22 protein-coding genes and 2 riboswitches are annotated in these 26,053 nt (G+C 73.5%); of the genes, 15 read left to right on the top strand and 7 right to left on the bottom strand.

Annotated elements, in window-relative coordinates; translation table 11 throughout:
- Positions 1-4: 4 nt before the first annotated feature.
- Complete coding sequence (locus Q6348_RS00210; RefSeq protein ID WP_304599329.1) at positions 5-601, bottom strand: flavin reductase family protein; 597 nt, start codon at positions 599-601, stop codon at positions 5-7.
- Between the two features lie 78 nt (positions 602-679).
- Entirely contained in the window at positions 680-1,903 is a 1,224-nt protein-coding gene (locus Q6348_RS00205) for an NAD(P)/FAD-dependent oxidoreductase (RefSeq protein WP_304599328.1), read from the bottom strand.
- Between the two features lie 24 nt (positions 1,904-1,927).
- On the opposite strand from Q6348_RS00205, the gene Q6348_RS00200 reads away from it, so the two are divergent.
- Positions 1,928-2,176: a DUF3017 domain-containing protein gene (locus Q6348_RS00200; RefSeq protein WP_304599327.1), complete on the top strand. Its 249-nt coding sequence runs from the start codon at positions 1,928-1,930 to the stop codon at positions 2,174-2,176.
- Positions 2,177-2,183: 7 nt separating this feature from the next.
- Here the strand turns inward: Q6348_RS00200 and Q6348_RS00195 are convergent, their stop codons facing one another.
- On the bottom strand, positions 2,184-3,191 hold the full coding sequence (locus Q6348_RS00195) for an MIP/aquaporin family protein (RefSeq protein ID WP_304599326.1): 1,008 nt from the start codon (positions 3,189-3,191) through the stop codon (positions 2,184-2,186).
- 226 nt (positions 3,192-3,417) lie between these two features.
- Between Q6348_RS00195 and Q6348_RS00190 the strand changes: the two genes are divergently transcribed.
- The 4 genes from Q6348_RS00190 (at position 3,418) to pulA (ending at position 12,286) form a co-directional block, all read left to right on the top strand.
- Positions 3,418-4,638 (top strand): NADP-dependent isocitrate dehydrogenase, encoded by a 1,221-nt coding sequence (locus tag Q6348_RS00190; protein ID WP_304599325.1) that lies wholly within the window; start codon positions 3,418-3,420, stop codon positions 4,636-4,638.
- 77 nt (positions 4,639-4,715) lie between these two features.
- The gene (locus Q6348_RS00185) at positions 4,716-5,699 is read left to right on the top strand and encodes a malate dehydrogenase (protein WP_304599324.1); all 984 of its coding nucleotides are present in this window, start codon (positions 4,716-4,718) and stop codon (positions 5,697-5,699) included.
- A 192-nt stretch (positions 5,700-5,891) separates the two neighbouring features.
- Positions 5,892-6,203: a DUF167 domain-containing protein gene (locus Q6348_RS00180; protein ID WP_304599323.1), complete on the top strand. Its 312-nt coding sequence runs from the start codon at positions 5,892-5,894 to the stop codon at positions 6,201-6,203.
- 332 nt (positions 6,204-6,535) lie between these two features.
- On the top strand, positions 6,536-12,286 hold the full coding sequence (gene pulA / locus Q6348_RS00175; protein WP_304599322.1) for a pullulanase-type alpha-1,6-glucosidase: 5,751 nt from the start codon (positions 6,536-6,538) through the stop codon (positions 12,284-12,286).
- Positions 12,287-12,289: 3 nt separating this feature from the next.
- On the opposite strand, the gene Q6348_RS00170 is transcribed toward pulA, so the two are convergent.
- Positions 12,290-13,588 (bottom strand): ABC transporter substrate-binding protein, encoded by a 1,299-nt coding sequence (locus Q6348_RS00170; RefSeq protein WP_304599321.1) that lies wholly within the window; start codon positions 13,586-13,588, stop codon positions 12,290-12,292.
- A 51-nt stretch (positions 13,589-13,639) separates the two neighbouring features.
- Here Q6348_RS00170 and Q6348_RS00165 point away from each other — a divergent pair, with 51 nt between their 5' ends.
- From Q6348_RS00165 to Q6348_RS00150, 4 genes are read left to right on the top strand one after another with little or no spacing between them, the layout of a single operon-like run.
- The gene (locus Q6348_RS00165; protein ID WP_304599320.1) at positions 13,640-14,824 is read left to right on the top strand and encodes an ROK family transcriptional regulator; all 1,185 of its coding nucleotides are present in this window, start codon (positions 13,640-13,642) and stop codon (positions 14,822-14,824) included.
- Positions 14,821-15,870, top strand: coding sequence for a substrate-binding domain-containing protein (locus tag Q6348_RS00160; RefSeq protein WP_304599319.1), 1,050 nt, complete (start codon positions 14,821-14,823; stop codon positions 15,868-15,870). Before Q6348_RS00165 ends, Q6348_RS00160 begins: the two co-directional genes overlap by 4 nt.
- A complete protein-coding gene (locus Q6348_RS00155) occupies positions 15,867-16,637 on the top strand; it encodes an ATP-binding cassette domain-containing protein (protein ID WP_304599318.1) in 771 nt (256 codons plus the stop codon). Before Q6348_RS00160 ends, Q6348_RS00155 begins: the two co-directional genes overlap by 4 nt.
- Entirely contained in the window at positions 16,634-17,812 is a 1,179-nt protein-coding gene (locus Q6348_RS00150) for a sugar ABC transporter permease (protein ID WP_304599317.1), read from the top strand. Before Q6348_RS00155 ends, Q6348_RS00150 begins: the two co-directional genes overlap by 4 nt.
- Before the next feature lie 95 nt (positions 17,813-17,907).
- Here Q6348_RS00150 and purU read toward each other — a convergent pair whose 3' ends face one another.
- The gene (purU, locus tag Q6348_RS00145) at positions 17,908-18,783 is read right to left on the bottom strand and encodes a formyltetrahydrofolate deformylase (RefSeq protein WP_304599316.1); all 876 of its coding nucleotides are present in this window, start codon (positions 18,781-18,783) and stop codon (positions 17,908-17,910) included.
- 99 nt (positions 18,784-18,882) lie between these two features.
- Between purU and Q6348_RS00140 the strand changes: the two genes are divergently transcribed.
- The 5 genes from Q6348_RS00140 (at position 18,883) to Q6348_RS00120 (ending at position 23,344) form a co-directional block, all read left to right on the top strand.
- A complete protein-coding gene (locus Q6348_RS00140; protein ID WP_304599315.1) occupies positions 18,883-19,410 on the top strand; it encodes a GNAT family N-acetyltransferase in 528 nt (175 codons plus the stop codon).
- A 31-nt stretch (positions 19,411-19,441) separates the two neighbouring features.
- Positions 19,442-19,544: riboswitch (ZMP/ZTP riboswitch) on the top strand.
- A 69-nt stretch (positions 19,545-19,613) separates the two neighbouring features.
- A complete protein-coding gene (glyA, locus tag Q6348_RS00135; RefSeq protein ID WP_304599314.1) occupies positions 19,614-20,900 on the top strand; it encodes a serine hydroxymethyltransferase in 1,287 nt (428 codons plus the stop codon).
- Positions 20,897-21,799, top strand: coding sequence for a bifunctional methylenetetrahydrofolate dehydrogenase/methenyltetrahydrofolate cyclohydrolase (locus Q6348_RS00130; protein ID WP_304599313.1), 903 nt, complete (start codon positions 20,897-20,899; stop codon positions 21,797-21,799). The genes glyA and Q6348_RS00130 overlap by 4 nt, the downstream gene beginning before the upstream one ends.
- 340 nt (positions 21,800-22,139) lie before the next feature.
- Positions 22,140-22,213: riboswitch (cyclic di-GMP riboswitch) on the top strand.
- Between the two features lie 16 nt (positions 22,214-22,229).
- Positions 22,230-22,460 carry a BldC family transcriptional regulator gene (locus Q6348_RS00125; protein WP_434062037.1) on the top strand — a complete coding sequence of 77 codons (231 nt, stop codon included), beginning with the start codon at positions 22,230-22,232 and terminating at the stop codon, positions 22,458-22,460.
- Positions 22,461-22,564: 104 nt separating this feature from the next.
- Positions 22,565-23,344 (top strand): exodeoxyribonuclease III, encoded by a 780-nt coding sequence (locus tag Q6348_RS00120; protein ID WP_304599312.1) that lies wholly within the window; start codon positions 22,565-22,567, stop codon positions 23,342-23,344.
- Between the two features lie 15 nt (positions 23,345-23,359).
- Here the strand turns inward: Q6348_RS00120 and Q6348_RS00115 are convergent, their stop codons facing one another.
- Entirely contained in the window at positions 23,360-24,058 is a 699-nt protein-coding gene (locus tag Q6348_RS00115; protein ID WP_304599311.1) for a ZIP family metal transporter, read from the bottom strand.
- A gap of 72 nt (positions 24,059-24,130) precedes the next feature.
- Positions 24,131-25,450, bottom strand: a complete 1,320-nt coding sequence (locus tag Q6348_RS00110; RefSeq protein WP_304599310.1) for an MFS transporter — start codon at positions 25,448-25,450, stop codon at positions 24,131-24,133.
- A 52-nt stretch (positions 25,451-25,502) separates the two neighbouring features.
- On the opposite strand from Q6348_RS00110, the gene Q6348_RS00105 reads away from it, so the two are divergent.
- Positions 25,503-26,042 carry a helix-turn-helix domain-containing protein gene (locus Q6348_RS00105; protein ID WP_304599309.1) on the top strand — a complete coding sequence of 180 codons (540 nt, stop codon included), beginning with the start codon at positions 25,503-25,505 and terminating at the stop codon, positions 26,040-26,042.
- Positions 26,043-26,053 lie beyond the last annotated feature (11 nt).

Raw genomic sequence — 26,053 nt, 5'->3', positions numbered from 1 at the left:
CCTCTCAGGCCTGGTAGCGGGGCCGTGGTTCGCTGAACACCTCGCCGAGGTGCGACCACTCGTCCGCGCCCAGCTTGGCCACCGGGGCGAGCGCGGTCACCGAGGGCCGGCCGGACGCGTCGAGCACCGCGTCGTCCAGGACGAACGCCTGCACGTCACCCAGCACCATGAAGCAGTTGCCGACGGGGTGGATCTCCCGAAGCGTGCACTCCAGGTGCGCCGGGCTGTTCGCCGGACGGGGCACGTCGTGCGTGGTACCCGGTTCGACGGGGGTGCCCGTCTCGGCGAACTCGTCGTGCTCGGGCGGCAGGTTGATCGACGTCGCGTTGGCGGAGCGCCACGTCGCATCCGTGACCAGCGACACCGTGAACCGACCGGTGGCCGACACGTTGCGCACGGTGTCCTTCTCGGTGACCGACGTGAAGGCGATCACCGGCGGGTTCGTCGAGGCGACGGTGAAGAACGAGTGCGGTGCGAGGTTCGCGACCCCGTCGGCCGAGACGGACGACACCCAGGCAATCGCGCGCGGCACGACCAGCGAGGTCAGCAGCTGGTAGTTGCGCAGCGGTTCGTTGCCGGCGCTCGGCAGGACGGTGGGCACGGTCGGGCTCCCGGGGTCGGACGGTCACCCCGATCGTGCCACGGCGCGCCAGGGCGGTGCGGGCGATCGGGGGCCCGGTCAGCGCGCGCGGAGCGGCCGGTCGGGGTCGGCCGCCGCGGTCCGGTCCAGGTGCGGCAGCCGTGGTCCCGAGAAGAGCCGGCGCGCGGCTGCCACGTCGCGCGGGCGGTCCACGGCCAGGACGGCACGGACCTGGTCGGTCGCCGGCACGAACCACACGGCAGTGAACGCGCCCGCCGGGTCGCCGCGCAGCACCTCGTCGTCGCCGAGCCGCGGCAGGCCGTACGCGGCGATGGCGTGCCCGAGCTGGTCGGACCACACGTAAGGGGCGGGATCGGCGGGCCCGTCCGTGCCGTGTGCGCCCAGCAGGGTGGCGGCCGCGATGTCCGGCTCCCGCAGCGCGCCGTCCCAGTGCCCGCCGGGCAGCCGCCCATGCCTCGGGGAGACCCGGGCCGCGACGTCACCCACTGCGAGCACCCGGCCACCCGTGCCAGGAACCCGCATCGCCGCGTCCACCTCCACCGAGCCGTCCGGCCCCAGCGGCACGCTGCCCGCCAGCCAGCTGGTGGCGGGCCGCACCCCCACCGCGGCGAGCACGGCGTCGGCCGGCAGCTCCTCGTCGTCGGCCAGGACCGCGCCCTGCGGGGTCACCGCCCGGACCGTGGACCCCGTGAGGAGCCGGACGCCCGCCGCGGCATACCACGGCACCGTCAGCGCCCCGACCGTGGGCCCCACGGCGGTGGCCAGCGGTGCCGCGCCGGCCTCCACGACGGTCACCTCTGTCCCCGCCGCGGCCGCAACCCCGGCGACCTCCGCCCCGATCCAGCCGGCCCCCACGACGACCAGGCGTCGGCCAGGTCCCAGCCGCGCACGCAGTGCCGCGGCATCGGCGGCGGTGTGCAGGGTGAGCGCCGTGCCCCAGCCGGCCGGCCGGACCGGCGCGGCGCCCGTGGCGATCACGACGGCGTCCGCGGACAGGTCCCCGGCGTCCGTGCGGACCGCCACGGCGTGCGGCGCGATCTCGAGGCCGGTGGCGGGCTCGCCGAGCCGGGCGTCCTCGCCGTCCAGGTCGATCCCGAGCTCGTCGCGCAGCCACGCCGGTGTGGTCCGTGACAGCAGCTCCTTGGACAGTGGGGGGCGGTCGTACGGCTCGACACCCTCGGCGCCCAGCAGCGTGATCGAGCCCTCGAACCCGCCTCCCCTCAGCGCCGCGACGGTCCGCGCTCCCGCCAGGCCCGCGCCCACCACCACCACCGACCGGACAGCGGTTGCCTGCTCGCTCATCCCGCCACGGTAGTGTGCGGCGGCGTGAGGGCCGGTGCCGTGTGGATCGTCGCGGCGGCCGTGGGCGTGGTCGGGGTGGTCGCCGCGGTCGCCGGCGCCGAGGCGGCAGCGTTCGCGATGTCGGGGCTGCTGATCCTGGTCGCCGCCGCGCGCTGGGTGTGGCGCCGCGAACGACCTGAGGCGCTGGCCGTGCGCTCGTGGCCCGTGGACGTGGCCGTGTCCGTGGTCCTCGCGGTGGCGATCGCCGTGCTCGCGACGAGCCTGCCGCTGTGAGCGCGGGTCAGACCTCGCGCGCCTCGGCATCCTCGTCCAGGTCGGGGACCGTCCCGAGCGGGGCCCTCTCGCGCAGCCCGAACGCGAGCTTCGCCAGGCCGGCGAGCATGCCGCCCACCAGCGGCGCCACCCAGAACAGCCAGAGCTGACCGATCGCCGGCGCGCCCGAGCCGATGGACAGCAGGGCGACCGCGGTGGACCGCGCCGGGTTGAACCCGCCGCCGGTGATCGGCGCCGCGAGCAGGATCAGCGCGCCGTAGGTGGCGCCGACGGCGGTCGCCGAGCGCGCGGAGGGCCGACCGGCCAGCACGACGCCCACGAGGATCGCGCTGCCCAGCGTCTCCACGAGCAGCGCCGCGACCAGGCCGAACTCGACCTGCCCGCTGCTGAGGACGGACAGCGCCGACGCCTCACCCCAGCCGTTCGCGGTCTTGGCGAGGAACCCCGCGGGTCCGTCGGCGCCGGCCATCGTGGCCAGCTGGACCGGGATGGTGGCGTAGAGCACCGTCGCGGCGAGTGCCCCGCCGATGAGCTGTGCGACCACGTAGAACGCCGCGTCCACGGCGGTGATGCGGCCTGCGATGGCCGACGCGACGGACACGGCGGGGTTCAGGTGCGCGCCGGAGACGTGCACGAACGCGCCGTACAGGCCGATCAGTGCCAGCCCGGCCGCGAGGCTCGTGCCCAGCGCGCCGAGCTCGCTGGGGGTGTTGAAGAACGTCGTGCCGTACAGCAGCGTGCCCACCACCACCAGGACCAGGGCGAACGTCCCGAACGCCTCCGCGCCCAGCCGGGTGAGCAGGCCGTACTCCGTGGGGGGCTCGGCGTCGTCGTCCGGCGGGTAGGGCCCCTGGTCCGTCGGGGGCGTTGCGAGCGGGTCGTACGCCGGGCGTGCGGGTTCACCGGCGGGCGTCGTCCACGCCGGGGCGGGCTCCGCGGTCCAACGGGGCGCGGGGCTGGGGGAGTCCGGCGCCACGGGCTCGGACCCGCGCGGCGGTGGGGGGTCGGTGGGCATGGGGGTCCTCTCCTGGACGTGGCTGCGGGCATCATGCCACCGCGCACGGCCCGGCGGGGCCAGTCCGAGGCGCTGCCGGGGCGCTCGCGGGGCGCTCGCGGGGCGCTGCCGGGGCGCTCGCGGGGCGCGAAGTATCTCGACGTCGAGTAATCTCGTCACGGCGCGTCCGCGCCCTGGCGGCCCGTGCCGGCCGGCCACGCCCATCAGCGAGGAACGGGAGACCCGCATGGCCAAGATCAAGGTCGTCGGACCGGTCGTCGAGCTCGACGGCGACGAGATGACCCGGATCATCTGGCAGTTCATCAAGGACCGCCTCATCCACCCCTACCTCGACGTCGACCTGCGGTACTACGACCTGTCCATCGAGAACCGCGACGCCACCGACGACCAGGTGACCGTCGACGCCGCCAACGCGATCAAGGAGCACGGCGTCGGGGTCAAGTGCGCCACGATCACCCCGGACGAAGCGCGCGTCACCGAGTTCGGCCTCAAGCAGATGTGGCGCTCTCCCAACGGGACGATCCGCAACATCCTCGGCGGCGTGGTGTTCCGCGAGCCGATCATCATGTCGAACGTCCCGCGCCTGGTGCCCGGCTGGACCAAGCCGATCGTGATCGGCCGTCACGCGCACGGCGACCAGTACAAGGCGACCGACTTCAAGGTCCCCGGCGCCGGCACCGTCACGCTGACCTGGACCCCCACCGACGGCTCCGAGCCGGTCGAGATGGAGGTCGTCCAGATGCCCGAGGACGGCGGCGTGATCATGGGCATGTACAACTTCAACAAGTCCATCGCGGACTTCGCGCGGGCGTCGTTCGCCTACGGCCTGATGCGCGGCTACCCGGTGTACCTGTCCACCAAGAACACGATCCTCAAGCAGTACGACGGGGCGTTCAAGGACATCTTCGCCGACGTCTTCGAGCGGGAGTTCAAGGCCGACTTCGAGGCCGCCGGGCTCACCTACGAGCACCGCCTCATCGACGACATGGTCGCCGCGGCGATGAAGTGGGAGGGCGGCTACGTCTGGGCCTGCAAGAACTACGACGGCGACGTGCAGTCCGACACCATCGCGCAGGGCTTCGGCTCGCTCGGCCTGATGACGTCGGTGCTCATGACGCCGGACGGGCGCACCGTCGAGGCCGAGGCCGCGCACGGCACCGTGACGCGGCACTTCCGCCAGCACCAGGCCGGCAAGCCCACCTCGACCAACCCGATCGCGTCGATCTACGCGTGGACCCGGGGCCTGGCGCACCGCGGCAAGCTGGACGGCACCCCCGAGGTCACCGAGTTCGCCGAGACCCTCGAGCGGGTGGTCATCGACACCGTCGAGGGCGGAGCGATGACCAAGGACCTGGCGCTCCTGATCGGCCCGGACCAGCCGTGGCAGACCACCGAGGAGTTCCTCGCCACTCTCGACGCGAACCTCGCCGCGGCGCTCGCAGACTGAACGCGCGTCGGGGCGGTCGTCCGCGCACGGCCGCCCCGACGCGTCGGTCAACCCACATCGGACCGAAGGAGCTCCTCATGCCCGCACCCGTCACCGTCACCGTCACCGGCGCAGCCGGGCAGATCGGCTACGCCCTGCTGTTCCGCATCGCCTCCGGGCAGATGCTCGGGCCGGACACCCCGGTCGCCCTGCGCCTGCTGGAGATCCCGCAGGCGGTCAAGGCCGCCGAGGGCACCGCGATGGAGCTCGCCGACTGCGCCTTCCCGCTGCTGGACTCCGTGAACATCTACGACGACGCCACCGCGGCCTTCGACGGCGTGAACGTGGCGCTGCTGGTCGGCGCGCGGCCGCGCGGCGCGGGCATGGAGCGCAGCGACCTGCTCGAGGCGAACGGCGGGATCTTCAAGCCGCAGGGTGAGGCGATCAACGCCGGTGCCGCCGACGACGTGCGCGTGCTCGTGGTGGGCAACCCCGCGAACACGAACGCGCTGATCGCGAAGTCGCACGCGCCCGACGTCCCGGCGGACCGGTTCACCGCGATGACCCGCCTCGACCACAACCGCGCGGTCTCCCAGCTCGCGTCCAAGGCGGGCGTCCCGGTGTCGCAGGTCTCGCGGCTGACCATCTGGGGCAACCACTCGGCGACCCAGTACCCGGACGTGTTCCACGCGATGGTCGGCGGCCGCGCCGCGACGGACGTCGTCGACGAGGCGTGGCTGGGCGGCGAGTTCATCCCGACCGTGGCCAAGCGCGGCGCCGCGATCATCGACGCCCGCGGCGCGTCATCGGCGGCCTCGGCGGCCAACGCCGCGATCGACCACGTGCACGACTGGGTGCACGGCACGCCGGGCGGCAGCTGGACGTCGGCGGGCGTGGTGTCCGACGGGTCGTACGGCGTGCCGCAGGGCCTGGTGTCGTCGTTCCCCGTGGTGTCGGCGAACGGCTCGTGGCAGATCGTCCAGGACCTCGAGATCGGCGAGTTCTCCCGCAGCCGGATCGACGCGTCGGTCGCCGAGCTCGTGAGCGAGCGCGAGGCCGTGCAGTCGCTCGGTCTCGTCTGACCTCGACCCTGCCGGACGGGGCGTGAAGCGTTGCCGTCGCCATGTGACGGGAACGCTTCACCGTCGAGTGCTGCTGGCCGCACGCCGCGGGCACGGACCGACGTCCCACGCACAGCGCCGGTGGCGGCGGACGGACGTGCCCGTGGGCCGCTGGGTGGCGGCGGACGCGGGTGGGCGGGCACGATCGGTGCCGTGAGTGGGCACGGGCGTCGGCGCGCGCAGGGCGATGGGGCTGTCGAGGCGCGGGTCGCGATCCGCGTGAAGCCCGGCGCCTCGCGCACCACGGTCGGCGGCGCCCACGGTGACCGCCTCGTGGTGGCCGTGACGGCGCGCGCCGTCGACGGCGCCGCCACGGAGGCCGCCCTCGCCGCGGTTGCCGACGCGTTCGGTCTGCGACGCCGCCAGGTCCGGCTCGTCTCCGGCGCGACCAGCCGCGACAAGCTCGTCGCCCTCGACCTGGACCCCGCAACCGCCGCCGCCCGCACCCGCGCCCTGACCACCTGACCCGCCCCCCGCCCCTCGCCCCGGTCCAGCCCGCTGGTCCGCGAGGCCGGCAGCTGGCGCACCCTCACCCGTGAGCGGCGCACCCTCACCCGTGAGCGGCGCACCTGCAGGCGAGTGGCGCGCCTCCAGGCACACCGCTCACCTGCAGGTGCGCCGCTCGGTGGGGGGAGAGGGTGCGCCGCTCGGTGGGGGGAGAGGGGCGGTGCGCACGATCCGCTGCAAGGTCTTGCAGTCGCTGCAAGAAGGCGGCTAGGGTCGCGGGTGCCCGGTTGGGGGATCGGGCCGCGAGCAGCCCGGTGGGGACCCGGGCCTCGCCGGACGAAGGGGTCCACATGACACGCGCCGCCCGTTCATTCGCCCTGCTCACCGCGCTCGGGATCGCCGCCGCCGGCGCCGTGGTGCCGCTCGTGCCCGCCGCCGCGGCCGGCACGACGATCGCGCTGGTGGGTGATCTCCAGTCCGAGCTCGGCTGTCCGGGCGACTGGCAGCCGGACTGCGCCGCCACCGAGCTCACCGCCGCCGGGGACGGCACCTGGTCGGCCGAGTTCGACGTCCCGGCCGGCACGTGGCAGTACAAGGTCGCCTACAACGATGCGTGGGACGAGTCCTACGGCCGCGAGGGCGGCGGGGACAACGCGCCGTTGACGATCGCCGGCGACACCCGTCTGCGGTTCGCGTTCGACGAGGCGACCCACCTCATCGCGGTCACCCCCGTGGACCTCGCCGGCGGGTACACGGCGGCCGACGCCGCCCTGGTCGCCGCACCCGTGCGCGAGACCGGCGCCGGCCAGCAGTTCTACTTCGTCATGACGGACCGGTTCGCCAACGGCGACACCTCCAACGACACCGGGGGGTTGGCTGCGGACCGCCTGGTCAGCGGCTTCGACCCGACCGACAAGGGCTTCTACCACGGCGGTGACCTGGCCGGGCTGCGCAGCCACCTGGACTACATCCAGGGCCTGGGTACGACGGCGATCTGGCTCACGCCGTCGTTCGTCAACAAGCCCGTGCAGGGCACCGGCGCGGACGCCTCCGCCGGCTACCACGGGTACTGGATCACCGACTTCACCCGGATCGACCCGCACCTGGGCACCAACGCCGAGCTCCAGTCCCTCATCGCCGATGCGCACGCCCGGGGCATCAAGGTCTACTTCGACATCATCACCAACCACACCGCCGACGTGATCTCGTACCAGGGCGGCGGGCACGACTACGTCGACAAGGCCACGCGTCCGTACACCGACGCCAGCGGCACCGCGTTCGACCCGGCCGACTACGCCGGCGGCTCGACGTTCCCGACGCTCGACCCGGCCACGTCGTTCCCGTACGTGCCCGTCGTCGACCCGGCCGAGGCGAACGTCAAGGTCCCCGCCTGGCTCAACGACGTGACGAAGTACCACAACCGCGGGAACTCGACCTACACCGGCGAGTCCTCGACGTACGGCGACTTCGCGGGCCTGGACGACCTCATGACCGAGGACCCGGCCGTCGTCCAAGGCTTCATCGACGTCTACGACGCGTGGGTGGACCTGGGCGTCGACGGCTTCCGGATCGACACCGTCAAGCACGTCAACACCGAGTTCTGGACGCAGTTCACCGCGGCCGTGCAGGCGCACGCCCACGCGATCGGCAAGGACGACTTCTTCATGTTCGGCGAGGTCTACGACGCCGACGCGACCAAGACCGCCCCGTACGTGCGCGACACCGACATGAGCTCGGTGCTCGACTTCGCGTTCCAGTCCGCCGCCTCGACGTTCGCGCGCGGCTTCAGCCCGGACACGCTGTCGAGCCTGTTCGCCTCGGACGACTGGTACACCACGCCGCACTCGAGCGCGACGGCGCTGCCGACCTTCCTCGGCAACCACGACATGGGCCGGTTCGGGTACCTGGTCAAGGACGACCCGGACGGCCTGGCGCGCTCGGAGCTCGCGCACTCGCTGATGTTCCTGTCCCGCGGGCAGCCGGTGGTCTACTACGGCGACGAGCAGGGCTTCGAGGGCGACGGCAGCCTCGGCGGCACCGACAAGGACGCCCGGCAGGACATGTTCGCGACCCAGGTCGACGAGTACGCCAACCAGCAGCTGCTCACCGGTGAGACCGCAGGGTCGGTCGACCGCTACGACACGAGCGCCCCGCTGTACGCGCACATCGCAGAGCTCGCGGCGCTGCGGGCCTCGACGCCCGCGCTGGTCACCGGGGCGCAGATCGAGCGGCCGGACGACGCCGACAGCGTCTACGCGTTCTCCCGGGTCGACCCGACCGAGAAGGTCGAGCACCTGGTCGCACTCAACAACGGCGTCGCCGACGCGACGGTGCACGTCACCACGCTGACGCCCGGCGCGACGTTCACCGGCGAGTACGGGACCGCCGCGTCGGTCACGGCCGATGCCGACGGCGTGGTCACGCTGACGGTGCCTGCGCTCGGCGCCGTGGTCCTGGGCGCGGACACCACCGTGGCCATCCCGGCCACCGACACCGTCGCGGTCTCGGTGCCGAGCCCGGGTGCGGCCCTGACCGGTCAGCCGGCCGTGCAGGCCGACGTGCCCGACGCCTGGCAGCAGACCTCGTTCGCCTACCGCGTCGTGGGCGACAGCGCCTGGACGCCGCTGGGCACCGCCGAGGACACCACACCCGGTGTCGTCGCCGACGTGCGCGGCATGGCCGATGGCACCTTGGTCGAGTACCGCGCGGTCACCACGGACGCTGCCGGCCAGCACGCCGCGGCGTCGACCTACGGCTCGGTCGGCTTCGCGGTCGACGGCGCGGTCGCCTCCCCGCCATCCGGCGGTGACCTGGGCAACCTCCAGGTGACCGTGCCCGGCTCCTACCAGTCCGAGTCGGGCTGCCCGGGGGACTGGGACCCGGCCTGCACCGCGACCCAGCTGGCCTACCAGGGCAACGGCCTGTACGCGGGCACCTTCACCGTCCCCGCGGGCGACTGGGAGTACAAGATCGCGATCGGTGGAACCTGGAACGAGAACTACGGCGCGGGCGGGGTGGCCGGCGGGCCGAACCTCGCGTTCTCGCTGACCGGCACCACCGACGTGACGTTCGTCTACGACGAGGTCTCCCACCAGATGACCTCGAGCGCGCAGGGTCCGTTGCTCACGCTGCCCGGGGACTACCAGTCCGAGGTCGGCTGTGCCGGTGACTGGGACCCGTCCTGCCTGGGGACGGTCCTGCTGGACGCCGACGGTGACGGCACCGCCACGTTCACGAGCGACGTCCCGGCCGGCAGCTGGCAGGTCAAGGTGGCCGTCGGCCGGTCGTGGGACGTGAACTACGGCGTCGGCGGCGTGCCGGGCGGGGCGAACATCCCGTTCAGCTCGCCGGGCGGCAAGCCGATCACGTTCAGCTACGACACCACCACGCACGTCCTGAGCATCGAGGTCACGGACGCACCGCTGGCCGGACTGGGTCAGTGGGCGGCGCAGTGGGTCGACGCGAGCACCGTCGCACTGCCCGCCGACCTCGGCGGCGGCGACCCGGCGTCGCAGGTCTTCGCGCTGCACCACGCTCCGGACGCCGGTGTGTCGGTGTCCGACGGCGAGGTGGTGGGCGGCGAGTCCGTGCCGCTGACCTACGACCCGGCGGGCCTGACGGACGCTCAGCTCGCGCGGTTCCCGCAGCTCAGCGGGTATCTCGCGCTGCACCTGCCGAGCGCGACCCCGCAGTCCGACGTCGAGGCGTGGCTGACGGGCAAGGTGCTGGTCTCCCGCGGCGAGGACGGCGGACCACTGGTCGCCGCGACCGGGGTGCAGATCCCTGGCGTGCTCGACGACCTGTACGCCGGCGCCGCGAACGAGGCGACGCTCGGCGCGACGTGGAGCCGTCACGTGCCGACCGTGCGGGTCTGGGCACCCACCGCGCAGGACGTCGCACTGCTGCTGTGGCCGGGCGGCGACACCTCCGCCGACCCGCAGCGCGTGGCGATGCAGCGCGCGGACGACGGCACCTGGTCCGTGCGGGGCGAGCGGTCGTGGAAGAACGCCGCGTACCGCTTCGAGGTCACGGTGTACGCCCCGACCACCGACGCGGTCGAGGTCAACGACGTGACCGATCCGTACTCGGTCGCGCTGACCACCAACTCCACGCACTCGGTGCTCGTGGACCTCGACGACGCCTCGACGAAGCCGGCGGTGTGGAAGGCGGCCCGTCAGCCCGTCGTGGCCCCGGTGGACCAGACCATCTACGAGCTGCACGTGCGCGACTTCTCGATCAACGACCAGACGGTCCCCGCCGCACTGCGTGGCACCTACGGGGCGTTCACGGTCAACGGGTCGGGCATGCAGCACCTGCGTTCGCTGGCCAGGGCGCGCCTGACCACGGTGCACCTGCTGCCGACCTTCGACATCGCCTCGATCGAGGAGGACCGCAGCGCCCAGCAGACCCCGCCGTGCGACCTCGCGTCGTACCCGCCGGACTCGCCCGAGCAGCAGGCCTGCATCGCGCAGGTCGCCGACACCGACGGGTTCAACTGGGGCTACGACCCGTTCCACTGGTCGACCCCGGAGGGCTCGTACGCGGTGCACCCTGACGGCGCCTCGCGCGTCGTGGAGTACCGCCAGATGGTCGGCTCGCTGCACGCGATCGGCTTGCAGGTGGTCGCCGACCAGGTGTTCAACCACACCGCCGCCAGCGGGCAGGACGACAAGAGCGTCCTGGACAAGGTCGTGCCGGGCTACTACCACCGGCTCAACGCGATCGGTCAGGTCGAGACCTCGACGTGCTGCCAGAACGTGGCGACCGAGCACCTGATGGCGCAGAAGATGATGGTCGACTCGGTGGTGCTGTGGGCCAAGGAGTACAAGGTCGACGGCTTCCGTTTCGACCTCATGGGGCACCACTCGGTGGCGACCATGCAGGCCGTGCGTGGCGCCCTGGACGCGCTGACCGTGCGCAAGGACGGCGTGAACGGCAAGAACGTCTACCTGTACGGCGAGGGTTGGAACTTCGGCGAGGTCGCGAACAACGCGCTGTTCACCCAGGCCACGCAGGGCCAGCTCGGCGGCACGGGGATCGGCACGTTCTCCGACCGGCTGCGTGACGCCGTCCGCGGCGGTGGCCCGTTCGACGAGGACCCGCGGATCCAGGGCTACGCCACCGGGGCCTTCACCGACCCGAACGGGGCGGCCGTCAACGGCGACCAGGCCCAGCAGGCGGCGACGCTCGCCCACGACGAGGACCTGGTCAAGCTCGGCCTGGCCGGCAACCTGCGCGACTTCGCCTTCGAGACCTCCGACGGCAGCGTCAAGACCGGTGAGCAGATCGACTACAACGGCCAGCCGGCGGGCTACGCCGACCAGCCGGACGAGGTCATCACCTACGTCGACGCGCACGACAACGAGACGATCTTCGACGAGCTGACGTACAAGCTCCCGACGGACACCTCGATGGCGGACCGGGTCCGGATGAACACCCTGGCCCTGTCCACCACGGCGCTGGCCCAGACCCCGTCCTTCTGGCACGCGGGCGCCGACCTGCTGCGCAGCAAGTCGCTGGACAAGAACTCCTACAACTCCGGCGACTGGTTCAACGTGCTCGACTTCACCGGCCAGGACAACGGCTTCGGGCGCGGCCTGCCGCAGGCTGCGGACAACCAGGCGCGCTGGCCCTACGACCGGCCGCTGCTCGCGGACGCGTCGCTCAAGCCGGCACCGTCGGACATCGCCGACGCGTCGGCGGCCGCCGAGGACCTGCTCCGGCTGCGGTTCTCCACGGACCTGTTCCGGCTCGGCTCGGCGGACCTCATCGACACCAAGGTGAGCTTCCCGGACGGTGGGCCGGACGCGATCCCTGGGGTGATCGTGATGCGGGTCGACGACTCCGTGGGACCGGACGTGGACCCGCGGCTGGACGGTGTGCTCGCGGTGTTCAACGCCTCACCGGACGCCGTGCAGGTGCGGGTCGACGGGCTCGCGCACACCTCGTGGCAGCTCTCGCGGGTGCAGGCGCACGGCAGCGACGACGTGGTCCGGCAGACCACCTGGGACGCGGCGACCGGCACCGCCGCGGTCCCCGCGCGGACCGTCGCGGTGCTGGTCGACCCGCAGGAGCACCAGCACGGTCCCCGGGTGTGGTGAGCGTCAGCGCCAGGCGGCACCGGCCAACGCGGCCACGACCTGGGCCGTCGAGGCGGTGCCGCGCGCGAGGCTGGACACGGCCCGGGTGATGTCGTCGACGGCTTGCGGCGGGGCGGCCATGCCGTGCGCCAGGGAGGGCACCACGGTCGCGGTGCGGAAGGTGCGCAGCGCGCTGCGCGGGTAGTCACCGAGGGAGGTCTGCAGCGCGTCGTTGCGCGCGGGGATCGCCCCCTTCGCGTTGGCGAACGCGACCTGGGTGTCCAGGCCGGCCACGGTGGACAGCCACGCGTCCGCGCCCGTGGGGTGCACGGCGCCCACCGGGGCCGCGAAGGCGTCCACCGTGATGTCGTCCACGTCGGCGGTGCCCGGGAACGGTGCCCACACCACCGGAGGGTCGAACACCTCCTGGGCCCAGTCGCCCATGACGACGAAGGCGGCGCGTCCCTCGTTCACGCGGCCCGTCGCGTCCTGCCAGTCCAGCGAGTCCCGGTCGGCGTTGGTGTCCTGCATGATGCGGGCGAAGTCCTCGACCGCGGCCTTGACCTCGGGTGACGTGGCGTCCGCCGTGCCGTCCCACAGCCCGGCGTACGTCGTGGGCCCCAGGCGCGACAGCAGCACGACCTCCAGCAGGTGCACCTGGGTCCACGTCGACCCGATCGCCAGGGGGGTCAGCCCCGCGGCCCGGACCTGGTCGAGCGCCGCCATCCAGGAGTCCAGCGAGTCGTACCGCGCGGTCGGGTCGAGGCCCGCCTGCGCGAGGACGTCGGTGTTCGCCCACAGCAGGTTCGTGCGGTGCACGTCGACCGGCACCGCGTACGGGACGCCGTGCACGCTCACCGAGTCCAGGACCACGGGCGGCAGCACGTCCTCGAGACCGACCTGGTCGAACAGCGAGGAGAGCGGGCGCACGTGACCGGCGGACACCTGCGCGGTCAGCTCGGCCCCGCCGTGCACCTGGAAGGTGTCCGGCGGGTCGCCGTCCGCGAATCGGGCCGCGAGCACACCCTTGGCGACCGTCCCGGCGCCCCCCGCCACGGCCGCGTCGACGTAGCCGACGTCCGGGTGCTCCGCGCGGAAGCGCTGCACGAGCACGTCCATCGCGAGCTTCTCCGCCCCGCTGGCCCACCAGGTGAAGACCTCGACCTGCCGACCGGTCGTCGTGGCGGGGGCGGGCGCGCTGCAGGCGGCCGCGGTGGCCACCACGGCGAGCAGCGCGGACGCGGTGCGCCCCATGCCGGCGCGCCGGATCCTGGCGCGCCACCGCAGGGTGCCGGGCGGGTCCTGGCGTCTGTGCCGCTTCATCACCCTGAGCATCCCACGCTCGGCACCGGGCTCGACGGTATCCTCTGTGCCGTGGCGGGCGAGCGGGCATCAGGCGGGTCGCAGACCTCCCTGCGTGAGGCCAACCGCGCACGGATCATCGGCGCGGTGCAGCACCGCGGCTCCATCACCCAGATCGAGCTGGCCGGGGTGACCGGCCTGTCCACCGCGACGGTGTCGAACATCGTCAAGGAGCTCGTCGCGGCCGGCGTGCTGCAGACCTCCCCGACGTCGCGGTCCGGGCGACGTGCCCAGGAGGTCAGCCTGGCCCGCAACCTCGGGCTCGTCGTCGGCGTCGACGTCGGCGAGCGGGAGATGCGCGTCGCGATCGCCGACGTCGCCCTCAAGGTGGTGGCCGAGCAGCGCCTGCCGCTGCCCCCCGGCCACCGGGCCGACTCGGGCCTGGACCGCGCGGCCCTGCTCGTCGAGGAGCTCGTGGAGTCCGTGGGCGCTCCGATCGGTGAGGTCCTGGCCGTGGGGGTGGGGCTGCCGGCTCCCGTGGACCCCCGCACCGGCGTGGTCACCGCACCGCACATCCTCCCGGGCTGGGCGGGGGCCGACGTGGCGGCCGTGCTGGGCGACCGGCTCCACGTCCCCGTCGTGGTGGACAACAGCGCCAACCTCGGTGCGCTCGCCGAGACCCGGCTCGGGGCCGCGCGGGGGATGACCAACGTCGCGTGGGTCACGCTCGCGCACGGCGTCGGCATGGGCCTCGTCGTGGAGGGTCGTGTGGTGCACGGGCGCCGCGGTGCAGCCGGCGAGATCGGGCACGTGATCGACGTCGAGGACGGTCCGGAGTGCCGGTGCGGCCTGCACGGGTGCCTCGAGGGCTCGATCGGCTCGGCCGCGCTCGCCGCCCGACTGGCGCCCACGCACGGGCACCTGGCGCTGCGCGACATCGTGGGGCGCGCGCTGGCCGGGGACGCGGCCTGCACCCGGGTGGTCGGCGACGCCGGCCGGCGGCTGGGCCGCTCGCTGGCCCCGGTGCTCACGGTGCTGGACCCGGACGTCGTGGTGGTGGACGGCGACCTCGCCGGGGCGGGCGAGGTGATGCTCACGCCGCTGCGCGAGGAGCTCAACGCCAGGACCGTCCCCATCGACCCCGGTCCGGTGCCGGTCGAGGTGTCGGCGCTGGCCGGCCAGGCGAGGGTGCGCGGGGCGCTGGTGGTCGCGCTCGACGAGCACCAGGTAGGGATCCCGATCGGTGCCCTGACGTGAGGCGGTGGGCCTGGCCGGCCCTCGTCGCGCTGCTCGTGCTCGCGGGCTGTGCCCCGGCTGCCGGCCCGCACCGGACGGTCATCGCGCTGCTGCTCCCGGAGTCCAAGACGTCCCGCTACGAGAGCGTGGACCGGCCCGTGTTCGAGCGGGTCGTGGCCGAGCGGTGCCCGAGCTGTCGCGTGGTCTACGCGAACGCCGGGCAGGACGCGGCACGCCAGCAGGCCCAGGCCGAGTCGGCGCTCACCGAGGGCGCGTCCGTGCTGGTGCTCGACGCGGTGGACGCCGCCGCGGCACGCAGCGTCGTGGACCAGGCCGAGGCGCGCGGGGTGCGGGTGATCGCCTACGACCGGCCGATCGCCGACGCCCCCGTGGACTACCTCGTCGCGTACGACGCGACGCTGGTCGGCCGGCTGCAGGCGCAGGCGATGCTCGACGCGGTGGGGCCGGTGCGGCCCGGCGACGGCATCCTGCAGGTCAACGGCGCCGCGACCGACCCGAACGCGGTGGCGCAGCGCACCGGGGTGGCCCAGGTGCTGGACGGCGCCGCCCTGCCCGTGCTGGCCAGCTACGACACCCCCGACTGGAGTCCGGACAAGGCCCAGGAGTGGGTGCAGGGCCAGCTCACCGAGTACTCCGGGCGGGTGGTGGGTGTGCTCGCCGCCAACGACGGCACCGCGGCCGGCGCCATCTCCGCCCTGCGGGCCGCGGGGCTGGACCCCGTCCCGCCGGTCACCGGCCAGGACGCAGAGCTCGCCGCGGTCCAGCGGATCGTCGCCGGGGACCAGTACATGACCGTCTACAAGGCGATCAGCCAGCAGGCCCGGACGGCCGCCGAGCTCGCGGTGCGCATCGCCCACGGTGAGCACCCGGCGGCCGCGGTGCGGGTCGGCGGGGTCCCGGCGGTGCTCCTGGCCCCAGTGGCGGTGACCCGCAAGGATGTCGCGGAGGTGATCGTCGCCGGAGGGGTGTACACCGTCGCGCAGATCTGTACCCCGGCCTACCGGGCGGCGTGCCGGGACCTGGGGCTGCTGGGAGGCAACGGATGAGCGACGAGGCCATCCTGGCCGAGCCCGCCGCGATCTCCCTGCGCGGGGTGAGCCACTCCTACGGTGCGGTGCGGGCCCTGGTCGACGTTGACCTCGACGTACGTGGCCACGAGGTCGTCGCCGTGGTCGGGGACAACGGTGCCGGGAAGTCCACCCTGGTCGGGGTGCTGTCCGGCGTCCTCGTGCCGGACGCGGGCGAGGTGGTGGTCGACGGCCGCGAGACCCAGCTCACCTCGCCGGGGCTGGCCCGTGGTCTGGGCATCGCCACGGTGTTCCAGGACCTCGCGCTGTGCGAGGACCTCGACGTGGTGGAGAACCTGTTCCTGGGGCAGGAGATCCGCCGCGGGCCGATGCTCGACGAGGTCGCGATGGAACGCGAGGCGCAGCGGCTGCTCGCCCAGCTCGCGGTGCGGGTCCCGTCGCTGCGGGCCCCCGTCGCGGAGCTGTCCGGAGGGCAGCGCCAGGCCGTCGCGATCGCGCGTGCGCTGCTGGGCGAGCCGCGGGTGCTGGTGCTCGACGAGCCGACGGCCTCGCTCGGCGTCACGCAGACCGCGGAGGTGCTCACCCTCGTCGAGCGCGTGCGGGACTCGGGGTTCGGGGTGGTGCTGGTCAGCCACAACCTCGCGGACGTGCAGGCGGTCGCCGACCGCGTGGTGGTGCTGCGCCGCGGCCGGCTGAACGGCGAGTTCGACGCCGACGTCGCCAGCTACGAGCAGATCGTCGCGGCGATCACCGGGGTCGCCCCGCCGGGGGAGGCTGCGAGATGAGCGTGCTGCGCACGCCGGCGGGCACGGTGCGCTGGGCGGGTCGCGACCTGGGCTCGTGGCCGGTGCTGGTGGCGTTGGCGATGCTCTGGCTGGTGTTCCAGGCCGCCAACCCGAACTTCCTGTCCGCGGACAACCTGGTGAACCTCGCGCTGCAGGTCGCCCCGCTCGGCGTCCTGACCCTGGGCGTGGTGCTGGTGCTCCTGGTAGGGCAGATCGACCTGTCCACCGGGGCCGTGAGCGGCCTGGCCGCCGCCGTGGTCGCGGTGGGACTCAGCCAGCAGCGCTGGCCTGGCTGGCTCGCGGTGCTCGTGGCGATCGCCGTGGGTGCGGTGGTCGGCGCGGTGTACGGCTGGGCGTTCACCCGGCTGGGCCTGCCGTCGTTCGTGCTCACCCTGGCCGGTCTGCTCGTCACGCTGGGGGTGCAGATGCGGGTGCTCGGCACCACCGGGTCGCTCAACCTGCCGTTCGAGTCCTGGCTGGTGAGGTTCTCCCAGCAGGCGTTCCTGCCGGACTGGCTGGGGTACCTGCTCGCGGCGGCACTGACCCTGACCTACCCCGCGATCCGGCTCGTCGAGCGCCGCCGCCGGGCGGCCGCGGAGCTCCCGCTCGAGCCGGGTCGAGACCTGGCGGTCCGCACCGCGCTCCTGGCGGTCGCGACGCTGCTGCCCACCTGGTACCTGCAGACCAACCGCGGCATCGGTGCGTCGGTGGCGCTGTTCCTCCTCCTGGTGCTCGTGGTGGACCTGCTGCTGCGCCGGACCAGATGGGGTCGTTCGGTGCGGGCGGTGGGGTCCAACGTGGGGTCGGCCCACCGCGCGGGGTTCGCGGTGCGGCACGTGTACGTGTCGGCCTTCGTGGCGTGCTCGTCGCTGGCGGCGCTGGGCGGGGTCATGCAGGCGGGCCGGCTCGCGGCGGCGAACCAGGGCAGCGGCGGGTCGGACACCAACCTGACGGTGATCGCTGCGGCGGTGATCGGCGGGACGAGCCTTTTCGGGGGCCGCGGCTCGGCCTGGTCGGCGCCCCTGGGGATGCTCGTGGTCGGCACGATCTCCTCCGGCCTGACCCTGCTGAACCTCGACAGCGCACCGCGCTACATCGTGACAGGCCTCGTCCTGGCGCTCGCCGTCACCCTCGACGCACTGGGTCGGCGCCGCGCCCCTGCGACGGGCCGCTGACGCACCCGCCGCGATCTCGACGGGCGCACGTCCAGGCGAGGGGTGCGCCCCCAGGTGCGCCGCTCGCCCGGGAGTGCGCCGCTCGACGGCGGGTCTCAGCGGAAGACGATGGTGCGGTGACCGTCGAGCAGCACACGGTGCTCGGCGTGCCAGCGCACGGCCCGCGCGAGGGCGCGGCGCTCGACGTCCTGGCCGAGCGCGACCAGGTCGGCCACGGTGCGGCTGTGGTCGACGCGCTCGACGTCCTGCTCGATGATCGGCCCCTCGTCCAGGTCCGCCGTCACGTAGTGCGCGGTCGCACCGATCAGCTTGACGCCGCGGTCGTGCGCCTGGGCGTAGGGACGGGCGCCCTTGAAGGACGGCAGGAACGAGTGGTGGATGTTGATCGCCCGCCCGGCCAGCCGGGTGCACAGGTCGTCGGACAGGATCTGCATGTACCGCGCGAGCACCACGAGCTCCACGTCGAGGTCCGCGACGAGCTCGAGCAGGCGCGCCTCGGCGGCGGGCTTGGACTCCCGGGTGACGGGGACATGGTGGAAGGGGATGCCGTAGAACTCCGCGACACCGCGCAGGTCGGTGTGGTTGGAGACCACCGCGACGATGTCCACGGGCAGGCCCTCGGACTCGCGCCGGAAGAGCAGGTCGTGCAGGCAGTGCGCGGCCGTGGACACCATCACGAGGGTCCGCATCCGTCGCCCGACGACGTCCAGCGACCAGGTCATGTGGAACTCGTCAGCGAGCTGCTCGAGCGCGCCGGCGAGCGCCTCCCGGCGGGCCGGCGCCTCGACCTGGACGCGCATGAAGAACAGCCCGGACAGCGGGTCCCCGAACTGCTGGGACTCCGTGATGTTCCCGCCGTGGTCGGCGAGCAGGCCGGCGACGGCGCGCACGATCCCGGGGCGGTCGGGGCAGGACAGGGTGAGCACCCAGTGGGTGAGGTCCTCCGGCGTGCCGGGTTCGGTGCTGGTCACGTCCGCCGAGGCTACCCGGACCGGCCGTCCCTGGTGGGGCCGTCCCACCTGCGGGGTGGCGCTCGCCCGGGCGGTGGCGTGGATGCGACGATGGGCGGCATGACAGCCCCCGAGCTCCGCATCGACCTGGTCGGCGACGACGCCGCGGGCGAGCTGCTGACGGTGCGCCGCGCCGCGTTCGTCAGCGAAGCCCAGCTCTACGACGACCCGCACATCCCCCCGTTGACCCAGACGCTCGACGAGCTGCGCGCGGACCTCGCCGACCCGTCCGTGGTGACGGTCGGCGCGTGGATCGGACCGCGCCTGGTCGGTTCGATCCGGGTCGCGGTCGAGGGTTCCAAGGCGACCTTGGGCCGTCTCGCGGTGGCTCCCGACCTCCAGCAGCAGGGGATCGGCACGCAGATGCTCCTGGCCGTGCCCGGGTACCTGCCCCCGGGCATCAGCGAGGTCTGGGTGTTCACCGGCAAGGACTCGGTGGCGAACCTCGCGATGTACGGCAAGCACGGCTTCGAGCACGAGTTCGACCAGACCACCGGGGATCTCACGTACGCCTACCTGCGCAAGATCCTGGGGGAGGGTGCGGACCCGTCCGCGTTGACGGATGCAGGGGCCGACCCCGAGGGCTGAGCAGTGCCCGCCGGGCCGCCCGTTGCTAGGCTGACCCCGCCGCGACTGGCGTAGGTGGGCCAACCACCAGGGAGCGGCACATCGGGGCGTCTCGCGCCGAGCAGGATCGTGGGTCGAACGCCTGGGCCCTGGGTCAGCCACCGGTGGTGCGCGCCCGGGCCGGACCGGGATCTCCGCGCAGCACGCCGAGCCGAGGAGCCGCCATGAGCGCCACGAGCGACGTCATGAACCAGTCCCTTGCCCAGCTGGACCCGGAGATCGCCGCCGTCCTGGACGACGAGCTCGCGCGCCAGCGCGGGACCCTGGAGATGATCGCGAGCGAGAACTTCGTCCCGCGCGCCGTGCTCCAGGCTGCCGGGTCCGTCCTGACGAACAAGTACGCGGAGGGCTACCCCGGCCGCCGGTACTACGGCGGCTGCGAGGTCGTCGACGTCGCGGAGAACATCGCGATCGAGCGCGCCAAGGCGCTGTTCGGCGCCGAGTTCGCGAACGTCCAGCCGCACTCGGGCGCGACCGCCAATGCTGCGGTGCTGCACGCGCTGGCCCGGCCCGGCGACACGATCCTCGGCCTCGCCCTGGACCAGGGCGGCCACCTGACCCACGGTATGAAGATCAACTTCTCGGGTCGGCTGTACGACGTCGTCGCCTACGGCGTGGATCCGCAGACCTCGCAGGTCGACATGGCCGAGGTCCGCCGGCTCGCGGTGGAGCACCGGCCGAAGGTGATCATCGCGGGCTGGTCCGCCTACCCGCGCCAGCTGGACTTCGCTGCCTTCCGGGAGATCGCCGACGAGGTCGGCGCGTACCTGTGGGTGGACATGGCGCACTTCGCCGGCCTGGTGGCCGCCGGGGTGCACCCCTCGCCCGTGCCGCATGCGCACGTGGTGTCCTCCACGGTGCACAAGACGATCGGCGGCCCGCGGTCCGGCTTCATCCTGACCAACGACGCGGACCTCGCCAAGAAGATCAACTCCGCGGTCTTCCCGGGCCAGCAGGGCGGCCCGCTCATGCACATCGTCGCGGCCAAGGCGGTGGCGTTCAAGATCGCGATGGGCGAGGAGTTCCGGGACCGCCAGGAGCGCACGCTGCGCGGGGCGAAGATCCTGGCCGAGCGGTTGCTGGCGGAGGACGTCAGGGCCGCAGGCATCGGCGTCCGCTCGGGCGGTACCGACGTGCACCTGGTCCTCGTCGATCTGCGTGAGGCCGCGATCGACGGTCGTCAGGCCGAAGACCTGCTGCACAAGGCGGGCATCACCGTGAACCGCAACGCGGTGCCCGATGACCCGCGACCGCCCATGGTCACCTCCGGGCTGCGGATCGGGACTCCGGCGCTGGCCACCCGGGGCTTCGGGGACGAGCAGTTCGCCGAGGTCGCCGACGTGATCGCGCGGGCGCTCATCGCCGGCCCGGACGCCGACGTGTCCGCCCTCCAGGCGCGCACCGCCGCCCTGGCGGACGCCTTCCCGCTCTACCCCGGCCTGCAGCAGTGACGGCGGCCGGCGAGACCGCGCAGGTCCTGGACGGCAAGGCGACCGCGGCGGCGATCAAGGCCGAGCTGGCGCAGCGCGTCGCAGCGCTGCGGGCCGACGGCGTCGTACCGGGGCTGGGCACGGTCCTGGTGGGTGACGACCCGGGCTCGCACGCGTACGTCGCCGGCAAGCACCGGGACTGCGCGGAGGTGGGTATCGCGTCGATCCGCGAGGACCTGCCGGCCACGGCGTCCCAGGCGGACGTCGAGGCGGCCGTGGACCGGCTGAACGCGGACGGGGCGTGCACCGGCTACATCGTCCAGCTGCCGCTGCCGGCCGGGATGGACACCAACGCGATCCTGGAGCGGGTGGACCCGGACAAGGACGCCGACGGGCTGCACCCGACCAACCTGGGCCGCCTCGTGCTCCGGGTGAGCGAACCGGTGACGTCTCCGCTGCCGTGCACGCCGCGCGGGATCCTCGAGCTGCTCGCCCGGCACGGCCTGTCGGTCGCGGGTAAGCACGTCGTCGTCCTGGGCCGGGGCACCACGGTCGGTCGTTCGATCGGCCTGCTGCTCACCCGGCGCGAGCACAACGCGACGGTGACCCTCACGCACACGGGAACGCGTGACCTGGCCTCCCACCTGCGCACCGCCGACGTGGTGGTCGCGGCGGCGGGGGTCCCCGGGCTGGTGCGGGCCGAGGACCTGAAGCCGGGAGTGGTCGTGCTGGACGTCGGCGTGTCCCGCGTGGCGGACCCGGGCACGGGCAAGGCGCGGCTGGTCGGGGACGTGGCCCCCGGGGTCGCGCAGGTGGCCTCGTGGCTGTCGCCCAACCCCGGTGGGGTGGGGCCGATGACGCGGGCCATGCTGCTCGCCAACGTGGTCGACATGGCCGAGCGAGCCCGTTCGCAGGTGTGACGCAGAGCACAGTTCTTCACCTCAAGTTCGGCGCCCGCCGCGCCGATGTCTGTGGCAGAGGCCTCCCCCGGATCGACGGGCGGGGGCCTTCTGCTCGTCCGGGCGCGGTCGGCCGGCGGGCGGGGAGGCGTGACGGGCGCCCTCCTCGGTGTCCGGACTGAGGTGCGGTGCCCGGGTTGGCGACCTTCGTCCGGAGGCGTCCGGGTCGGGGCCCGGCGTGGTGTCTGCTGATGTCCGGGTTTGGGCGGTTTGTGTGACGGGCATCACACCACAGAGGGCTCAAGGATGTCCGTTTTGGTCCCGATGTCTGGTGTGAGGGTTCACCCCGGTGAGCTCCTCGTCACGACAAGGGCAAACCCGCTGTGAAGCGGGGACGCAAAGCCAGGGGCCCGCCAGGGTCGCCCAGCCGCCGAACGACGATGGGACTGTCATGCAGCACAACGCGAGCCACCGCACCGCCGCCACCATGGGCGTCGACTCCCTCCTGACCCCCGCCGAGGTCGCCAGCCTGTTCCGCGTGGACCCGAAGACGGTCACCCGCTGGGCGAACGCCGGCAAGATCTCCACGGTGCGGACGCTGGGCGGCCACCGTCGCTTCTCCGAGCGCGAGGTGCGCAGCCTGCTCAACGCCGTGCCGGACCAGCGCGTCCTCCTCGGCTGACCTGCCCCCGAGCGGACCCGGGGCCCCACCGGCCCCGGGTTCTGTCGGTCCGTGCTCCGGGACGGGGCCCGCGACCTGTCGGGCGCGTGGGGTTGGATGTCCGGGTGCGGATCGCGAGCGTGAACGTCAACGGGGTACGAGCGGCCTTTCGCCGGGGCATGGCGCAGTGGCTGGAGTCCTGCGCGCCGGACGTGCTCCTGCTCCAGGAGGTCCGCGCCCCGGCCGAGGTGGTCTCCGAGCACCTTCCCGGGTGGCACGTGGTGCACGCCGAGGCGGCGGCCAAGGGCCGCGCCGGGGTCGCGGTGGCCAGCCGGCTGCCGATCTCGGCGGTCCGCGTGGGCCTCGCGGTGGAGCGGGCCACCCACACCGGCCGGTGGCTCGAGGCGGACCTCGAGCGGTCGGACGCCGCACCCCTGACGGTCGTGTCCGTCTATGTGCACTCCGGGACCGTCGGTCATCCGTCGATGGACGACAAGCACGAGTTCCTCGGTCACGCCACGCGCAGGATGGCCGAGCTGCAGGCGGCCGGCCCGGCTGTCGTCGGGGGCGACCTGAACATCACCCACACCGACGCGGACCTGAAGAACTGGAAGGGCAACGTCGGCAAGGCGGGCTGCCTGCCGGACGAGCGCGCGTGGCTCACCCGCTGGTTCGACGCGGGCTGGGTGGACGTCACGCGGCGGCACGTGGGGGACGTCTCCGGCCCCTACACGTGGTGGTCCTGGCGCGGCAAGGCGTTCGACAACGACGCCGGCTGGCGGATCGACTACCAGGTGGCGACCGCCGACGTCGCCGCCACCGTCCGGGACGTCAGGGTGGAGCGCGCCCCGGCGTACGACACGCGGTTCAGCGACCACGCCCCGCTCGTCGTGGACTACGAGTGACCGGCGCGCCGCGGGTCACCCGATGGCGCTGAGCGCGACCGCGAGGACAAGGCCCGCTGCGGTGGCGGCTCCCGCCCAGGTGGCGTCCTCGCGGTAGGCCTTGGGGAACACCTCGGTGGCCAGGCTGGCGACGACGGCGCCGGCGGCGAAGCACCGGATGGCGCTCAGCGGCGTGCTCCCGACGTCCTCGAGCCCGATCCTGCCGGCCAACGCCGCGGCCGAGAGCAGCCCGGCGGTGGCTGCCCACAGCCCGAACGCCTGGCGCCGGCCCCGCCCCGAGCTCCGCATGTCCCGGGCGCCGCCGGCCGCCTCCGGGAGGTTGGACAGGAAGATGGACCCTGCCAGGGCTGCGACCTCCGCGGGGCCGGCGGCGATGAGGGCGACGCCCAGGGCCAGGTTCTCGGGCACGCCGTCGAGCGTGATGGCGGCCAGGAGACCACCGCCGGAGTCCGTGCCCCAGCGTCGCTTGACGAGGCGGTCCAGGAGCACGAACGCCAGTGCGCCGGCCAGGACGCCCACCACCGCGACGAGCAGGCCCGAGCGCAGGCGCGCGGGCTCGACCAGCTCGACGGTGACCGAGACGATGAGCGCACCGCCGGCCATCGCGACCAGGAGGCCCTCGACCACCCGCGGCAGCGGCCAGAACAGCCCCCAGGCGGCGCCGAGCAGCAGCGCCCCGGACACGACGAGGACGACCAGCACCGTGGTTCCCATCGGCCGAGCGTGTCAGCACCGATGGGGACCCGCCACGTGGCTCGGCGGTCCGTGGCACACGCCGTGGGTCGACTACACCGTCTGAGCCGGAGTCGTCTCGCCCGGTCCGGGCAGCGTGCGCATCCGCCACAGGGGTGAGGCCACCACCGGCACCGCGGCCAGTGCCAGGCCGGCCACCGCGACCCACAGCGTCGGGACGACGCCGAGGTGCTCGCCGAGCACGCCGCCGAGCAGCCCGCCGATCGGCATCGGGCCCCAGACGAGGAACCGCACCGAGGCGTTCATCCGGCCCAGCAGCGCCGGCGGGCAGACGCGCTGCCGGAAGCTCACCTGCGCGACGTTGTAGACCACGACGAAGGCGTAGAAGGCCACACCGCCCGCCGCGAGGACCCCGAGAGCCGGCACGCCGGTGCGCGCCAGCGGGTCGGCGAGCGGGACCAGAGCCCAGGCGACGGGGGTCATGAGGGCGGCGAGCGGGATGACACGCCCCTCGCCGAACCACCGGGCCAGTCGGCTCGACGCCACCGCCCCCAGCAGGCCGCCGGCCGCCGAGGCGCTGAGCACCACGCCCAGCTGAGCCTCGGTCAGCCCCAGCTCGCGCAGCACGTAGAGCACCAGCAGCGCGCCGGCGATGGAGCTGGACAGGTTGGAGATCCCGGTGCACGCCACCACACGGCGCAGCAGCGGGTGGCGCAGGACGAACGTGAGTCCCTCGGCGATCTCGTGGCGCAGGGGCCGGCGCGAGCTCGGGTCCGGGAGCTGCTCGACCATCCGGATGCGGGACACCGAGGCTGCCGACGAGAGGTACGTCACCACGGTGCCCACCAGGAGCATCGGCGCGCTCAGCACGCGCAGCAGCAGCCCGCCGAGTGCGGGCCCGGCGATCTGCGCGACCGACTGCGTGGCCTGCAGCAGTGAGTTCCCCTGCACCAGGTGCGTGGGCCCCACCAGCCCCGGCAGGTAGCTCTGGTAGGCCACGTCGAAGAACACCGTCGCCGCGCTCATCGCGAGCGCGGCGGCGTACAGCACTGGCATCGACGCGTGCCCGGTGAGCGCGACCACCACCACGACCGCCAGGACCGCGGCCCGCACCAGATCCGCCGAGATCAGCGTGCTGCGCTTGCGCATCCGGTCCACCCACGCGCCGGCCGGCAGGCCGATGGCCAGGAACGCCGCGCTCTCCGCCGCCGTCAACGCGCCCATCTGCCATGCGGTGGCGTCCAGCGTGGCGACCGCGAACACCGGGATGGCCAGGTTCCCGAGCTGGGCGCCGAGCTGGCCGAGCCCGTCGCCGAGCCACAGGCGCCGGAAGTCGGCGTGGTGGACCAGGGAGCGCCCCGGCGGTGCGGGCAGCGGGACCGGTGCTGCGACCTCGGGCTGCTCTGCGCTCACCCGGTCAGTGTGGGCGAGTGATTGGGAAGTGTCAATCACTTAGCATGGCGGCATGGACCGGGAACGGCGTGAGGCGGAGGCCGAGGCCGACGGCCGCGTGCTCAACAGCGTGCTGCGGCTGCGCATCCTGCGGCTGTGCCTGGACGAGCCGCTGACCAACAAGCAGGTCGCCGCGCGGCTCGGCAAGGACCCCGCGACCGTGTACCACCACGTGCGGCGGCTGGCCGACCGGGGGTTCCTCGCCGCCCAGCCCGAGCGCACCGGTGCGCGCGGCGCGCGTGAGGTGCCCTACCTGGCCACCAAGAAGTCGTGGCGCACGCCCCTTCCGGACGGCGGCAGCCGGCTGCTGGTCGAGACGTTCCTCGCCGAGCTCGCGGAGGCCGACCCGCAGACGGTCTCGACCACCCGGCTCGGGCTCCGACTCAGCCCGCAGGCTCGGGACGAGCTGCTCACGCGCCTGCACGCGGTGTTCCAGGAGTACGCCGACCGGCCGCCGGACCCCGACGGCACGCCGTGGTCCGTCTTCCTCGCGGTGCACGAGGACAGCCAGCGGGCGGAGCCAGGCGGGGACCGCGGAGGCGTCCCCCGGTAGCCGTCGGCGGG

Origin of the sequence: Actinotalea lenta, assembly GCF_030586465.1 — a bacterium.
Classification (GTDB): Bacteria; Actinomycetota; Actinomycetes; order Actinomycetales; family Cellulomonadaceae; genus Actinotalea; species Actinotalea lenta.
Note: the sequence above shows the minus strand (reverse complement) of the source record. Positions and strands in the feature narration are given on the sequence as shown.

What these genes read in the sequence shown, in the direction of transcription:
- Q6348_RS00140 (WP_304599315.1), top strand. Translation starts at nt 18,883, where the DNA reads ATGACAGCCCCCGAGCTCCGCATCGACCTGGTCGGCGACGACGCCGCG.
- Q6348_RS00205 (WP_304599328.1), bottom strand. Translation starts at nt 1,903, where the DNA reads ATGAGCGAGCAGGCAACCGCTGTCCGGTCGGTGGTGGTGGTGGGCGCG.
- Q6348_RS00190 (WP_304599325.1), top strand. Translation starts at nt 3,418, where the DNA reads ATGGCCAAGATCAAGGTCGTCGGACCGGTCGTCGAGCTCGACGGCGAC.
- pulA (WP_304599322.1), top strand. Translation starts at nt 6,536, where the DNA reads ATGACACGCGCCGCCCGTTCATTCGCCCTGCTCACCGCGCTCGGGATC.
- Q6348_RS00170 (WP_304599321.1), bottom strand. Translation starts at nt 13,588, where the DNA reads ATGAAGCGGCACAGACGCCAGGACCCGCCCGGCACCCTGCGGTGGCGC.
- Q6348_RS00155 (WP_304599318.1), top strand. Translation starts at nt 15,867, where the DNA reads ATGAGCGACGAGGCCATCCTGGCCGAGCCCGCCGCGATCTCCCTGCGC.
- Q6348_RS00105 (WP_304599309.1), top strand. Translation starts at nt 25,503, where the DNA reads ATGGACCGGGAACGGCGTGAGGCGGAGGCCGAGGCCGACGGCCGCGTG.
- Q6348_RS00125 (WP_434062037.1), top strand. Translation starts at nt 22,230, where the DNA reads ATGCAGCACAACGCGAGCCACCGCACCGCCGCCACCATGGGCGTCGAC.
- glyA (WP_304599314.1), top strand. Translation starts at nt 19,614, where the DNA reads ATGAGCGCCACGAGCGACGTCATGAACCAGTCCCTTGCCCAGCTGGAC.
- Q6348_RS00150 (WP_304599317.1), top strand. Translation starts at nt 16,634, where the DNA reads ATGAGCGTGCTGCGCACGCCGGCGGGCACGGTGCGCTGGGCGGGTCGC.
- Q6348_RS00115 (WP_304599311.1), bottom strand. Translation starts at nt 24,058, where the DNA reads ATGGGAACCACGGTGCTGGTCGTCCTCGTCGTGTCCGGGGCGCTGCTG.
- Q6348_RS00185 (WP_304599324.1), top strand. Translation starts at nt 4,716, where the DNA reads ATGCCCGCACCCGTCACCGTCACCGTCACCGGCGCAGCCGGGCAGATC.
- Q6348_RS00195 (WP_304599326.1), bottom strand. Translation starts at nt 3,191, where the DNA reads ATGCCCACCGACCCCCCACCGCCGCGCGGGTCCGAGCCCGTGGCGCCG.